The organism is Paenalcaligenes niemegkensis, assembly GCF_022230885.1.
GTDB lineage: Bacteria > Pseudomonadota > Gammaproteobacteria > Burkholderiales > Burkholderiaceae_B > Paenalcaligenes > Paenalcaligenes niemegkensis.
This window is the reverse complement of record NZ_JAKGCT010000004.1, coordinates 627,218-641,410: the sequence shown is the minus strand read 5'-3', so window position 1 is coordinate 641,410 and position 14,193 is coordinate 627,218. Positions and strand designations below refer to the sequence as shown.

9 protein-coding genes, 1 pseudogene and 1 riboswitch are annotated in these 14,193 nt (G+C 52.3%); of the genes and pseudogenes, 8 read left to right on the top strand and 2 right to left on the bottom strand.

The genetic code is table 11. The features are described from left to right. Window positions 1-40 precede the first annotated feature (40 nt). The 3 genes from L1889_RS07120 (at window position 41) to L1889_RS07110 (ending at window position 6,246) form a co-directional block, all read left to right on the top strand. The gene (locus L1889_RS07120; RefSeq protein ID WP_238664553.1) at window positions 41-814 is read left to right on the top strand and encodes an OmpA family protein; all 774 of its coding nucleotides are present in this window, start codon (window positions 41-43) and stop codon (window positions 812-814) included. Window positions 815-876: 62 nt separating this feature from the next. Further along, a complete protein-coding gene (locus L1889_RS07115; RefSeq protein WP_238664552.1) occupies window positions 877-1,428 on the top strand; it encodes a hypothetical protein in 552 nt (183 codons plus the stop codon). Between the two features lie 4,056 nt (window positions 1,429-5,484). After that, complete coding sequence (locus L1889_RS07110) at window positions 5,485-6,246, top strand: autotransporter outer membrane beta-barrel domain-containing protein (RefSeq protein ID WP_238664551.1); 762 nt, start codon at window positions 5,485-5,487, stop codon at window positions 6,244-6,246. A 160-nt stretch (window positions 6,247-6,406) separates the two neighbouring features. On the opposite strand, the pseudogene L1889_RS07105 reads toward L1889_RS07110, so the two are convergent. Beyond that, window positions 6,407-7,227 (bottom strand): annotated as a pseudogene (locus L1889_RS07105) (MetQ/NlpA family ABC transporter substrate-binding protein). Between the two features lie 215 nt (window positions 7,228-7,442). Between L1889_RS07105 and L1889_RS19150 the strand changes: the two are divergent. Together L1889_RS19150 and L1889_RS19145 are read left to right on the top strand one after the other, a co-directional pair. Beyond that, on the top strand, window positions 7,443-7,853 hold the full coding sequence (locus L1889_RS19150; protein ID WP_372871300.1) for a DUF6817 domain-containing protein: 411 nt from the start codon (window positions 7,443-7,445) through the stop codon (window positions 7,851-7,853). Beyond that, window positions 7,829-8,515 (top strand): hypothetical protein, encoded by a 687-nt coding sequence (locus L1889_RS19145; protein ID WP_372871298.1) that lies wholly within the window; start codon window positions 7,829-7,831, stop codon window positions 8,513-8,515. The genes L1889_RS19150 and L1889_RS19145 overlap by 25 nt, the downstream gene beginning before the upstream one ends. Window positions 8,516-8,608: 93 nt before the next feature. Here the strand turns inward: L1889_RS19145 and L1889_RS07095 are convergent, their stop codons facing one another. Then, complete coding sequence (locus L1889_RS07095; RefSeq protein WP_238664550.1) at window positions 8,609-9,859, bottom strand: D-amino acid dehydrogenase; 1,251 nt, start codon at window positions 9,857-9,859, stop codon at window positions 8,609-8,611. A gap of 139 nt (window positions 9,860-9,998) precedes the next feature. After that, a riboswitch (glycine riboswitch) is annotated at window positions 9,999-10,089 on the bottom strand. 96 nt (window positions 10,090-10,185) lie between these two features. Here L1889_RS07095 and L1889_RS07090 point away from each other — a divergent pair. The 3 genes from L1889_RS07090 to L1889_RS07080 are packed head-to-tail and all read left to right on the top strand — an operon-like array spanning window position 10,186 to window position 14,190. Continuing rightward, window positions 10,186-11,946 carry a VRR-NUC domain-containing protein gene (locus L1889_RS07090; RefSeq protein ID WP_238664549.1) on the top strand — a complete coding sequence of 587 codons (1,761 nt, stop codon included), beginning with the start codon at window positions 10,186-10,188 and terminating at the stop codon, window positions 11,944-11,946. After that, entirely contained in the window at window positions 11,936-12,397 is a 462-nt protein-coding gene (locus L1889_RS07085) for a hypothetical protein (protein ID WP_238664548.1), read from the top strand. Before L1889_RS07090 ends, L1889_RS07085 begins: the two co-directional genes overlap by 11 nt. A gap of 47 nt (window positions 12,398-12,444) precedes the next feature. Beyond that, window positions 12,445-14,190, top strand: a complete 1,746-nt coding sequence (locus L1889_RS07080; RefSeq protein ID WP_238664547.1) for an ATP-dependent DNA helicase — start codon at window positions 12,445-12,447, stop codon at window positions 14,188-14,190. Window positions 14,191-14,193: the final 3 nt, after the last annotated feature.

The following is a 14,193-nucleotide window of genomic DNA, read 5'->3' as shown; positions in this document are numbered from 1 at the left end:
CAGCCGATGTACTCCGTTTATCCTCGAAGGAATTTTTATCATGAATAAAAAATTAGTTGGCACCATCATTGCACTAAGTCTGGCGTTGGCGGGTTGCGGCACCTTAAGTCAGGTCGATCGGGATGGACAGACGGACAAACCGGTCTTTCCTGAAGTCGACGATGTTAATTTCAATACGGGTTCCTACCCCAATATTGATAATCTGCGTCAAGTACGCGAAGGGGCGACACGGGATCAGCTCTACGACCTGCTGGGTCGCCCGCATTTTGCCGAGGGTTTCAAGGTTCGTGAATGGGACTATCTGTTTCATTTCAATACGGCCGAAGGACTGAGAACGTGTCAGTTCAAGGTTCTGTTTGATAAAGACAAGATCGCCCGCAGTTTTCACTGGGCGCCCGAGGCATGCGCAGCTATCTTGGGTGACGAGCCAGTCAAGCCGGCCGTTACACCTTTCTCGCTCTCCGGTGATGTGGGCTTTGCCTTTGGCAGTGCTGCATTGACAGCAGCCGGTCTGAACGAGGTGAGCAATATAGCCAGCCAGCTGAAGCAGCTTGAACAGATACAGCACATTAGAGTGGCGGGCCATACCGACCGGATTGGTAATGTGACGTCGAATCAGCAATTGTCCCAGCAGCGTGCTGAGTCGGTGCGGCGCGCATTAGCAGCAGAGGGTATCCCTGTCGCTACGATTCAGGCACAGGGTTTCGGCATGGAACGGCCAGTTGTGCAGTGCGAACAGCAAAATCGTAATGAACTCATAGCGTGTCTTGCGCCTAATCGGCGTGTGGATATTGAAGTCCAGGCTCTGCGCTAGATTTATTTTTGAAACAATCCGGCCGTCAGGGATACCTTGACGGCCTTTTCTTCAGAGAAAAAATGAAAGTTCTGCTTAAAATCTCTGCTGCTGCATTATTAGCTGCCGGCTTGGCCGGATGCCAGCACACTGCACCGAGCCGCTCCCCGGAGCCTGTTGATCCTCCACCCCCAGTGCTCGGAAGCCAAAGTGCACCGACAACGAACGCGGCGGCTGCCGGAGCCACGGCACAACAGCAAAGTGCCCCCGTCATTACCCTGCATCTGGCTCAGGAAAATGCTGAAGACTCGCTGATAGCAATTGATGTGGGCGGTGCCTCTCTTTATGCGCTTCCGCAGCCCGTATTGATTCAAACGGATATGGGGCGTGTATCACCGGTGACAGCACCGGATCAGCGCACCTTTATCATGCTGGAAATGAACGAGCAGGGTATTCCTAAATTGCACAGCATTACAGAGCAGGCACAAGGACACTATCTGTTATTAAGCGTGCAGGGGCAACTGGTCAGTGTGGCCCAGATAGGTGAAACCATTCGCGATGGACGCCTGTTGGTTAGCACGCAGAATCAGCAGCATACTCAGGCAATTATCAATATGATGAAAGGTAGCAATTGAGTTGCCAACTGTATAGGCTCGCTTGCAGCGCTTAAGTAAGTATTAAATAAGTATTAAAAAGGCGGAGAACCTGTATCTAACTGGTTCTCCGCTTTTCTATCTGTGGATTTTGGCTTTGCCAAGGCGCCCTGGCCGCTGTTGTCCAAAGTAGTAAAAAGAGCTTTATTACCTAGTTATAGGGACAAACCCCGCTAATAAATATGTGAAAAACGATGCAAAATGACTTTGGTAATGTTTAAATCGAATAATCAACACAGATGTCACCCGGATGCAAGCTAATGTATCCGTCGCTGGTTTTCAATAGAAATTTCAAAGGCCTATCTCATTCGAAAAATACGATATGAGCAGCATCGTGGCCGAGCACATCAGACAAAATATCAGCGCTCCACTTTAGGGTACGTAGCATCTTGCTGCTAATAGAGCCTCTTTTGATTGCATTGTTAAAGACTAAAAGTTCATTGATTACAGAGTGGGCAGTTAATAGCTGATCCTGAAAGGCGAAGCGTGAATTACGCAAGCCTACCTATTTTCCGGTGCAAGTGGAAACTGCACTGCGACACGCTTAATGCTTGAGTTTGATCTACCAATCGTTAACTTGAGGAGAAGCAGAATGAGAAACAACAGCAAGCGGAATTCCGTCTTGAAGGTCACTGCATTAACAGCGGCTTTGCTGGGTGCTTACGGAGCTGTGTCAAGCAGCGTCTATGCGGAGCCTCTATTGGCCGAGGGCGAAAGTATTACAGTGGCTGATCAGGCTTATAGTGATGCAACGGCCAGCGCTGGCGGTAGTATTAACGGTACTAATCTTGAGATTGTCGGCGCTCGAAGCACAGGAACAGTCCGAGCAGAATCCGGCGGTAGTATCGTGCTGACCGGAGGGGCCATAACAAGCGACAGTACAGATATTACTGGTGCCGCCTCTGCCGTTCGTGCCGATGGGCACACATCGGCCATAGAACTAAATAACCTCGATGTCACCCAGATTGGCGTGCATAGCCATGCTAGTCCAAGGGCAGGAGTAGAAACCCGGAATGGGGGCACGGTGATGATCAATGGGGGTACTATCCGTTCCACAAATGATGCGCTCCTGGCTACCGGCGACGGAGATCTTACAGGTGGAGGGTCTATCACCGCCCGCAATGTAAATATCGAGGTTAGCGGTAATAATGCTGAGGGCATTCATGTCTACGGCTATAACGGCAGCACCGCAGAGGGCGTAAGACACACAGGGGAAGTGCCAGAGAACCAGACCGTGATCAATCTCATAGACAGTTCATTGACCACCACTGGCGATGACATCTGGAGCGTCTACGCCAACTTTTCCGAAGCGGTCGTTAACGTCATCGACAGCGATGTTACGACCAGTGGAGTCCGGTCGCAGGCTGTGACAGCGGGGAAGTTCGGGCAAGTCAATGTGACCGATAGTACTGTGAAATCTACGGCTACCAATACCTTTACGGCGCAGACTTATGAGTGGGATGCCGTGGTTAACCTGCAGGGGACCCGCATTGAAAGCCTTGAATCCACGTCCAATGCCGGCGGGCTGCTGGCCGCAGGTACGGACTCCATCATTAACGCGACAGACAGTCATGTTTTTGTGCAAGGTACAGGTGGCAAGGGCGCTTCAGTAATTGATGGCAATAGTATTAATCTGACGGGTGGTTCTGTGGCAGTGGAAACAGCCCCGGCGAACGCAGGCGGGTCGGCGGTGGCCCAGGGGCTGGTTGCGGATGGAGCAGGTTCGGTTATTTCTGCCGATAATGCAGATATCAGCATCAAGGGCTCATCGACTGGCGCCGGCGGGCTGTCGAGTGCGGTGGTGGCGAGAAACAATGGCCGCGTGGAGCTTAACGGAGGAACAGTAGCGGCAACGGGTGAGCAATTCGAGCGCGGAATACTGGTGGGCACTGGCGGAACCGTAGCAGCTACCGGCGTCGCTATTTCCACCCTTGGAGACAACTCTCATGCTGTTCACGCTCACCATACTAATGGCGACACTCCTGAAGTAACACTGAGCGATACTTCCATTACCACGAGTGGCAAAGAGTCTTACGGAATCTATTCACAAAATGGCGGTATTGTCGAAGGTGAAAATGTTAGTGTCAATACGAGCAACGAAGCAGGCTTTGGGATTTTTGGCTATAACCAGGGCAATGTGAGCCTGAGCGGCGGAGCCATCAATACCAGCGGGGATGTATTTACCAACGCAGGTGGAGAGGAAATAGGGGCCTTTGGCGTGCTGGCTAAGCGGGATAGCCATATAAGCCTGAATGGTACCAGCATCTCCACGACTGGGCGCCTCGCCGAAGGCTTGCGGGTAGAGCAGGAAGGCACCACCCCTTCATCCAGTATCGCTGCCGCTGACGTAAGCATCACCACGCAGGGGTCACAAGCCCACGCTATTGGAGTCTATGGCGGAAACGGTACGGTTAACATGACCGGAGGATCCATCACTACCACAGGAGACAATGCTGCAGGCGCCTATATTCAGGACAGCGGTACGGTTAGCTTAACCGGCGTTGATCTTAATGCTAGCGGCGCAGCGCTACGATCGGAAATCACGCAGGCAGGCCAAACGCAATACTTCACCTTGGGCGCAGATACCGTGGCCAGCAGTGCTAAAGACATTTTGCTTGAGATCCAGCGTCATGCCGATGACGGCGCAGATGGCGTGGTCAACCTCACCTTAGGTGCTGGCTCCTTCGCTGTGGGCAATGTCCTGAATGAGGATCATAATAGCAATCTGACTTCGTCCGAGCACACTCATATTAATCTTGAGGAGGGGGCACGCTGGTTCGGCACGATGATAGACAGCGATGCTATCGTTGTTGAAGAGGGCGAGACGCCTGTCTTTGAGGATGACGAGACGGTTGATGGCAGTCTGGTCGGCACGCAGAATTCCCATTTACGTTTTCAGGGCGCTGCAAACATCCAGGGCGATGCCTCTACTGGCGTAAATTCTTCGATGACTTTCCTGGGGCCCACCAACATTAGTGGCAACGTTGCAGGCCAGCAGGGCTCATCTCTGAGCTTTCAGGGGACCAGCACTCGGATTGGCGGCTCTCTGCTGACTGCGGGCACGCGTACGCATGCCGGCTCTGGCAGCTTTAACGTAGGCGGCGATGTGGTGGGTATTGCCGGTAGTCAATTCGTTTTCAACGGTCCTACTACCATAGCAGGTGATTTGGAACTGCAGCAGGGTTCCGGAATTCAGGGCGGTACCCGTGACAATCCGGTCATGGTGGGCGGCAATGCGGTTGTTAATGACTCAATGCTGGGTGGCAACATGAATATTGCTGGCCGGCTTAGCGGCGAGAATGCGCTGCTCAGTCCCGGAAACTCCGTGGGTACGGTAACTGCAGGCTCAATAGGCGAGCTAAGCGGTCAGTATGTTGCCGAGGTGAACGGGGCAGGCCAGTCTGACCTGGTCGTAATCAAGACCGGTGATGTGGATCTGTCTGGAGTGGCACTTCAAGTGGCGCAAGAGAACAGTAATGGGGGCTACTTGCTCGACCATGCCTATACCATCGTACAGGCTGAGGAAGGCAATATTGTTGCGGAGTTTGCCTCTGAATCGTTGGATGGCTATAGTTTCGCCAACGTAAGAGTCAAGCTTGACCCAGTCGCGTACGGCCAAAAGGATGTCAAGGTAAGCCTGTCTGCAGATATGGATCAAATCGACAGGGGCAATTGGAGCTCCAACCAAACAGCCACCTATGAGGGTCTCATGTCGGCCGGGAGCGGCAATGCCCTGGCTTTTGCCGTGCTGGCCTCACCTGACATGGAGGATGCGCTGAATCAGCTTTCTGGTGAGTCACACGCCAGTACGCAGGCAGCCTTGCTGAATTCAGGGGATCTGCTGGTTCGCACACTTTCGGCACGCATGCGCGGAAATCAGGGCGCTGGCTTGGTTGCAGGGGCTCCGACAGCCCAGGCGTCGGGGGCTGCTCCTGCTGGCGCCATGCCTACCTCAGCGGCCCATCCCTTCTGGGCACAGGTGGTGGGTAACTGGAGCACCCTTGATGCAGACGGGGGGCGGCTGAAGCTAAAACCACCATGGGTGGCTTGTTTGTCGGTGGCGACACCGAGGTTGGCAACGGTTGGCGAGTCGGTGGGGCTCTGGGCTATACCGAAGGAAAAATCAAGGTCGATGATCGTTCCTCCAAATCCGATGTTGACAGCTATTCGGTGGCACTTTACGGTGGAAACGAGTGGCAGCAAGGCAGAGGCACAGTCAACTTCCTGGCTGGCGTCGGCTACACGCGTCACGATATCGATACGCGTCGCAATGTGAACGTGGGCGGTAGTCAGACGCTCAAGGCCGACTACCACGCCAATAGCATGCAGTTGTTTACCGAGTTGGGCTACGCCGTTCCGGCTGGGGTCAACAGCACAGTTGAGCCGTATCTAGGACTGGCCTGGATCAATCAGCGAGCCAAGGGCTTTGAAGAGTCTGGCGGTTCAGCGGCGCTTTCAGGGCGTAGCTCAAGCGATGACATCACGACTTTTACACTGGGTCTACGCGGAAAAACAGCCGTGGAACTGGGCGGTGATAAGCAAGCGGCCCTCTATGGTGGCCTGGGGTGGCGTCACGCGGCTGGTGATGTTGATACAAGCCGCTCCCTGGCTTTTATCGAAGGCAATGGCGCTGCATTTCAAGTGGCCGGAGCACCCATCGCAAAGAATGCCGCTGTGCTTGATCTGGGAGCTGAGATGTCTGTTGGACGAAATACGGCTCTGGGCCTGAGCTACGGTGGTCAATTCGGAAATGGGAATACCGATCACAACGGTAATCTGTATCTAAAAGTGCGTTTCTAGACGTTTCACTGGCACTTCGGAGATGCGCCAATTTTTGTTTGCTGCATATATAAAACAAGGGCCGGCTTAGCGTCGGCCCTTGTTGTCAGCTTCCGGTCCACAACTTGAACTGCAAGGGCAGAACAGGGGCTGGCATACAATGAAAACTCGTTGGCAGAGCCTACCAGGTGGTTGTGTAGGCGCCCGAGAACGTCTCTTCAACGAATGTCTTCACTTCATCGGAGCGGTAGGCTTTAACGAACTCAGCGATACGGGGATCGTCTTTGTTGTCTTGGCGGGCGGCAATAACGACGACGGCAAAATCAGCCTTATCGCTTTCCAGAGCCAGTGAGTCAGCTTTAGGCGACAGGCCTGCCTGCACCGCGTAAGCCGAGTTAACGGCTGCCGCATCTACATCTGCCAGTGAGTGTGGCAGTTGAGCTGCTTCAATTTCGGTGAATTTAAACTTCTTGGGGTTTTCGACGATATCGAAGGGGAGGCCGTGACGGTGACACCGTCTTTTAGCTTGATCAGGCCGGCATCCTGTAACACCAGCAAGGCGCGCGCACCGTTGGTAGGATCATTAGGGATGGCAATACGCCCGCCTTCAGGGATCTCGTCTATAGAACTGTGTTTTTTGGAGTAAATACCCATGAGCTGAACCACGGCATCACCAACGGGGGCCAGTTTGTAGCCACGGGTGCTGTTCTGCGACTCGAGAAATGGAAGGTGCTGGTAGATATTAAGATCAATGTCGCCTGCATCAAGGGCAGCATTAGGCTGGATGAAGTCGTTGAATTCGATCAATCTAAGGTCAAGTCCCTGTTTTTCGGCAACTTGTTTAACAACCTCGCCAATTTGTGCATGCGGGCCTGCCGTTACGCCTACACGTAACGTTGTATCTTGGGCAGCTGCAGGGCTGGAACACATAACAGACATAAGCGCTACGGCGGCTAAAGACTGTAATGCTTGGCGGAAAGGCTGAAGGCTTGATTGAAGCATGAAGTTCTCTTTAAAGGTGGGATGCGTCTTTGCCAGACTACAGCGGCGCACCCCTGTAAAACAGTAGCTTAGGATTTTACCTATATTAATCCAGGTTTTTATGTGTTGAATCATAATAGCCATAGATCTAAAAGAAATAAGGGTATGGGTTAATATTAGAATAAGGTGGCGCACCGTATGCGCCACACTTTCCTCACGAACCGTCTTATTACCTTATGTCTCACCATCCCGAGCTGCATCGCTATACTCCTGATCTCCTGGCCGAGAACTATGCCGCCATCGATCCTGATCTTCCCTCACTGCTAGAGTTGCTGTTTGCGCGCAGTGCCAGTGAAGACTGGCATAAGGCAGGTACGTTCAAACATCACCTGATGGGCGTCTATCGTAGCTTGTCGCTTTGGGATCAGCCTCGTGAAGTCCGCTTGCTGGGTTTGTTTCATAGCGTGTATGGCAACGAGTACGTGAATCTCAATTTATTTGACCGCGAACGCGAACGTGAGACCTTAAGCGCCGTTCTGGGCGAAGAGGCCGAGTCATGGGTTAGTCTTTTTGTGCGATACCACGTACCCGTTTCGTACAGGCTATTCTGGAAGGCGAGGGCTTGGGCCCCCAGGGGATTGTGCTGACTGATGCCAAGGGCCAGACATTTAACTTAACGCCCCGGCAGGTTGCTGCTTTTATTGTTGTAACCGTAGCCGATGTGGGCGAGCAATGGCACAGCTGGCAAGATGAGATTTTTGCCGATTATCCTTACCAGGAACGCCGTTCGCTGACGTCGCACTGGGCCGCCTCTTTATGGCCCGGCCCCTTGAAGCCGCCAGCAAATATTCTGGGGATGTTGTCCAGATTGCTGAACGCATTGCATGCCTTGCCTGCCGATACCGGCATACCAATACCTCCTGCGTTTGATAGTGCTAAAGGTGTGATTGCGCCGAGAAACGAAGCCGCTGCTGCTGGGCTGTACTGGCAAGTCATTACGCGTATGCATCCCCTGACCGAAGATCAGACCGCTGTTCACCTGCTCGAATCCGTCATCGACCATAATCCCTGGGTCGGAGAACCCCGTTTGCTGTTGGCTCAGCTGGCATTAACCCGCGGAGATTTTGCGACTGCAGAAACACAGGCTCTGGCCGGTTTGCAGGCTTTGCAATCCTGGGGCACGGCATGGGATAAGCGCATTGCATGGGAGGGCTGGATAGCCTGGGCGCGTATTTTGCTGCAAAGTGCCCGTAAGCGCACGTGGCCCGATAGCATTGGCGGTTTGAATAGCCTGGGCTTGGTGGAATAGCCGCTCATTTTCTCGATCACAACGATTGCGTTCGGGCGTGGTGACCTGCTGCCTGGCTTTGGTAATAAAGCCAGGCCGCTGCATTTCTAAATATCAGGCGTCTGCCGTAACAGGCAATGCAGTGCGAATCGTGTAGGCAATGGTTTGGGCTGTGGCGGCAGATAATGTCCAGCCCAGGTGTCCGTGCCCGGTATTGTAGAAAATACCTTCGCGTTTTCCAGCCTGCACTCGTGGCATCATGTCGGGCATCATCGGGCGTAATCCGGCCCAGGGCACAACATTGTCGGTCGCTGCCTGATTGAAGTTCCTTCGTGTCCATTCGGTCAGCGGAGCGATGCGATCAGCACGAATATTTTTATTCTCGCCGTTGTATTCTGCGGTTCCTGCCACACGCAGGCGAGTGGCACCCAGGCGGCTGGTGACGATCTTCGCTTCTTCATCCAGCAGACTGACCCAAGGGGCTGCATTCTGACTGATTTCGTCATTCAGATTGACGGTAATGGAATAGCCTTTTACCGGGTAGATGTTAATGTGGTCGCCAACCATGGCAGCCAGTTTACGGCTTCCCACCCCGGCGCAGATTACAATAGCATCCACATCAAGCTGTTCGGCCGAGTTGGGTGAGCTATCCAGTTTCGACCGATAACGGATCTGGTGCCCACGTGGCAGGGGAGTGATGGACTCGACTTCCACATCCATGGTGAACTTGACGCCCAGACGCTTGCAGGCATCAGCCAGGCCTCGTGTGAATTTATGAATGTCGCCTGATGCATCAGAGGGAGTAAAGAAACCTCCGTAAAACTGACCGACCAAGGTGGGTTCAATTTGCCTGATTTCTTCAGGCGTAACGGTTCTGCGCTCGAGGCCACCTTTGGCCAGCAGTTCACTGACTTTTACGCCGGATTCGAAGCCGGCTTTGCTTTGGTAGACATGCAGAATGCCGCGCTTTTCCAGATCAAAGTCGATGTTTTCATCTTCAGCCCATTGAAACAGATGTTCGCGGGCGGCTATAGCGAGCTTGGTGGTCTCAATCGTGTTGTGTTCGTAGTTGCGGATATTGCGCAGAAATTCGCCCATCCATGTGTACTTATGCCAGCTGGGGCTGGGATTCACCAATAGAGGGGCGTCTTTTTTGAACATCCACTTGATGCCTTTCATGACGGTGGATGTATTGTTCCAAACTTCGGCGTTGCAAGCAGAAAGCTGACCGCCATTGGCAAAAGAGGTATCCATGGCAGGATAGCGTTGTCTGTCGAGAAGGGTGACAGTGAAGCCTTGCTTAACTAAGGCATAGGCGGTAGTTACGCCCGTGATGCCGGCACCGATAACAGCGATAGAAGTCATGGTTATTCCAGATAGATGGGCAGGATGTTGGATAACACCTGCACCCCATCTGTCCGATTACCTGAGAGCTTGATCCACATTAACGGCTAAGAAATGTGGTCACCTTCGGTGGGCAATTTAATACCTCTCTCCAGAGTGTCTTGTTATTAAGATCCTTTTGCCTGAGAGTTTCCGGGGTGGTTGCTCCGTCGGCGCCCCGCCTTGAGCGGAGTCTCTTTCTTAATAGCAATAGCGACGCGCTAATCCTATAGCGTTTGCCGCTCGCGTGCAAGTAGTGCTTACCCCGTATCGGGTAAATTTGAAGAGCAAAATCGCTAGTGTATTGAATGAGGACTTGGTATTATTGGCTGTATATATATCCAGTATTGAATGGTGTGATTGTACTCAACGAACTTTACTATCTTGAAAACTTTAAGCTGGTCCTGGAAAGTGTACGCGAGCGTAATTCTCAAGCGTTAAATAACAGCGATAAACAGTTTATCCGCTTGTTTTTCGCGGCGCCGCAAGCAGCCCAGGCCCTGCTGGTGCGTCTTATCATGCGTAAAGGCGAGCTGTTTTCGTACGCTAAATTATCCTATGCCGAAATTCCGGACTTTTCTGCTGCGCTTGAATTCTTGGCCGACCTTGGATGGGTACGCCTCAAGACGCAATTAAGGCTTGACGAGGCATTTGCGCTGTTCACGCTGGCCGAGCTTAAACTGCTCTTGCCCCAATGGCCTAAGGCCAGTTCTGAAATAAAAGAGCAATGGCTATCACGCATACTGGCTTCTGAGCCTGATTTGCTCGTGCAGGTGCAAAAAGTGGTTGAGCTGCGTGTCAGCGACCATTCGCAGCGATTCAGATTATTGTTTTTCGGTAATTTGAAGCAAAACTGGTCAGAGTTCGTGACCGAGCAACTGGGTCTCTATAAATACGAGGCTGTCGATCTCAATGCCGAGGCGGCTCTCTTCGGATCGCCTGCCGAGCTAGACAGTTACATGGCGCTTGAAAGCCTATATAGCGATATAGAACAAACCTTGTTAGCGTACGATGCCGTAGACTTAAAGCTTGCGCTTGTACAGCTCGGGCAGTTTCAGGCTATTGCCATGTACGACAGCCCCTGGTTGAGCAGGCGTCGAGATAAGCTTCTGTTCAGGCTAGGACGCACAGCCGAACGCAGGCAACAGTTCAGTTTGGCAGAACAACTTTATGGTCGTTGCAACTGGGAAGAAAGCCGTCAGCGACTGGTGCGGGTATACGAATTGCAAGGCAAGACCACGCAAGCCGTCGAACTTGCAGCCACAGCACTGGCAGAGCCTCAAAATGAAGCCGAGAGGCAGCAAGTTCTGCGCATGTGGCCCCGACTGTATAAGCGGTTTATGCAGCAACGGTCTACGGTTAGTACCGATGCGGTAAATACCCCGCAATTTCATCAGGTTAATGGTCTTCTGCAGTCGTCCCGATTCAGTACAAAAAACATTCATGCGCTTTCTTTAGTATTGCCTGTAGCAGTTCCTGCCAGGGTCGAACATCGAAGCGCCAAGAGCCTTTCTGGGTATGCAGAGCAGTGCTTTTTCGTAGAAAACTGCCTGATCAACGGCTTATTTGGTTTACTGTTTTGGGATGTATTGTTTGCCCCAGTTCCGGGTGCTTTTTTTCATCCCTTTCAGACTCGTCCTGCCGATTTGTATGAGACCGACTTTCAGAAACGTCGCGCCCATTTGTTTGAACAGCGGTTTAGAAGCTTAGAAACCAGCGAGTATCAGCAAATTATTCGCAAGAATTATGTGCGTAAGCAAGGGATACAATCGTCTTTTGTGCATTGGGGAGTGCTCTCCGATGGCTTGATCAGTCACGCCCTGAGATGCATTTCGGCTAGTGAACTGCGTTTGTACTTCACGCGCCTGCTAGCGACTCCTAAAAACAATGGGAATGGCATGCCCGACTTAATTATTTTTGATCTGTTAAGTAACCGTTATCGGTGGGTTGAGATCAAAGCCCCAGGCGACAAATTACAAGACAACCAAGTAAGGTGGTTCGAGTTTTTTGCCACGCACAATATTGAAGCTGCAGTCTGCTACGTGCAATGGGCCGATCATGAGGGTTAGTGTACGTACGCTGTGCGACTTTGTGGCGCGCTCAGGTGATCTTGATCTGCGATTTACGCCCGTGCCTAGTGCAAGTCAAGGCATAGAAGGCCATCAATTGGTGGCGGCTACGCGTCCATCCCATTATCTGATCGAAGAAAGCCTAAATATCAGCTACCAGGGGCTTGAGGTAGCGGGGCGTGTGGATGCCTACGATCCGCGCCAGCACTGCGTAGAAGAAATCAAAACCTTCAGGGGCAGGGTACAGCAGATCAAGGAAAATCAGCGAGCACTGCACCTGGCGCAGTTAAAAGTATATGCCTACATGCTTTGTGTACGCGATGGCCTCTCTGAAATTGAGGCCTGCCTGATCTATTTCAACGTAGACACAAAAAAGAGCATCCCCAGCGGCAAAGGTATAGGCTTTGCGATCTTCAGCTTCACTTCGAGCAGCTGTGTTCTACCTACCTAAGCTGGGCGCAGCAAGAGCAAGCTCATCAGCGTGGACGCTCCGAAAAGTTGAAGCAATTAGCTTTTCCTTTCACCGAGTTTAGATACGGGCAACGCGAGCTCGCCATTGCCGTTTACCGCAACACCAAAGGCGGAGCCCAGCAGCTGCTTGAGGCTCCTACCGGCATGGGCAAAACCTTGGGGGTTCTGTTTCCGGCGCTGAAAGCGATTTCTTCCGAACAAAAGATTTTTTTCCTGACCGCCAAGAACTCGGGCAAGCGCCTGGCAACTGAAGCTTTGTTGCGTATGGATGATGATGATCGTAAGGCAACCGGTTGTCGCACTCTTGAGCTCGCCTCTAAGCAGCAGCTGTGCAAGTACCCCGATAAGGCCTGTCACGGAGACGACTGCCCCTTGGCCAAGGGTTTTTACGATCGCCTTGCTGATGCCAGGCGCAGTGCTCTGGAAGCAGGCGTCATTGACGAATTTGCGCTGGTTAAAACAGCCGCTGAGCACGATATTTGTCCGTATTACTTATCACTGGCACTGATTCGCTGGTCAGATGTCGTCGTTGCTGATTACAACCATTATTTTGATTTTACGGCAGTGCTGCATGCTTACACCCAGGCAGAGAGCTGGTCACCGGTGGTGGTGGTTGATGAGGGCCATAATCTGGTTGATCGAGCTCGTTCCATGTATAGCGCCAGTTTGTCCACTATACAGCTCTTGGGGGCTCGTAAAGCCGCCCCTAAAAAGCTTAAATCTGTTTTTAGCGGTCTGATCCGGGCGCTGACCGACCAATACGATGAGCTTGCGTCAGGTACTACGGTAATTGACAGCATTGATGCTGATGTCGGTCATGCCTTAAATGACGTTTGTATCAAGGTCGGAGCCTTTGTCGCCGATGAAGCCCTCCCACAAGACAGTGTGTTGCTGCGCTGCTACTTCGATATTTTGTATTTTCAGCGGCTGTACGAGCTGTTCGGTATGCACAGCATGGCTGATGTCCAGCGCGCTTCAAACGATACGATTACTTTGACGATACGAAATGTGGTTCCAGCCCCTTTTCTCGAAGAGCGCCTGAATGACGCTCACAGCGTGACGATTTTTTCCGCCACCTTAAGACCGGCAGAATTCTATAAAGACTTGCTTGGGCTCAATGAAAAGAGCAGCGTCTATGGTGCTCTGTCGCCGTTTAAAAGCGAGCAATTGACCGTCCGCATTGCGACAGATGTATCGACACGCTATCAGGATCGTAAGGGCAGCATCGCTCCCATCTGTGAGCAGGTCATCAGAACACATGCCGAGCATCCAGGTAATTATTTATTTTTTCTCAGCAGTTTTGAGTATGTAGAGCAGGTACGCAGCTACTTTATGCGAGAGCACCCGCAGCTAACTATCTGGACCCAAACGCCGGGCATGAGCCACATCGACCGTAATGCCTTCTTGAGAAATTTTCATGCCAGCAATACCGGCATTGGGCTTGCCGTACTGGGGGGCGTGTTTTCTGAAGGGGTGGACTTGCCGGGCGATCGCCTGATAGGCGCTTTTATCGCCACCCTGGGGCTTCCGCAGATCAATCCGATCAACGAAGCCTACAAAGAACGAGTCAGCCAGATATTCGGCCCCGCGCTTGCCTATGACTACACCTACTTATATCCAGGCATACGAAAAGTTGTTCAGGCCGCCGGACGAGTCATACGTACCGAAAATGACAAGGGTACTTTGTACTTACTTGATAACCGCTACGCTGAAAGCCGGCTCAGGGGCCTGCTGCCCAGCTGGTGGGAACCCAAGACCGTCCGGTTGCGGTAGAGG

Excerpts from the sequence above, each read along its gene's own strand:
- L1889_RS07120 (WP_238664553.1), top strand. The coding sequence starts at position 41 with ATGAATAAAAAATTAGTTGGCACCATCATTGCACTAAGTCTGGCGTTG.
- L1889_RS07115 (WP_238664552.1), top strand. The coding sequence starts at position 877 with ATGAAAGTTCTGCTTAAAATCTCTGCTGCTGCATTATTAGCTGCCGGC.
- L1889_RS07110 (WP_238664551.1), top strand. The coding sequence starts at position 5,485 with ATGGGTGGCTTGTTTGTCGGTGGCGACACCGAGGTTGGCAACGGTTGG.
- L1889_RS19150 (WP_372871300.1), top strand. The coding sequence starts at position 7,443 with ATGTCTCACCATCCCGAGCTGCATCGCTATACTCCTGATCTCCTGGCC.
- L1889_RS07095 (WP_238664550.1), bottom strand. The coding sequence starts at position 9,859 with ATGACTTCTATCGCTGTTATCGGTGCCGGCATCACGGGCGTAACTACC.
- L1889_RS07090 (WP_238664549.1), top strand. The coding sequence starts at position 10,186 with ATGAGGACTTGGTATTATTGGCTGTATATATATCCAGTATTGAATGGT.
- L1889_RS07085 (WP_238664548.1), top strand. The coding sequence starts at position 11,936 with ATGAGGGTTAGTGTACGTACGCTGTGCGACTTTGTGGCGCGCTCAGGT.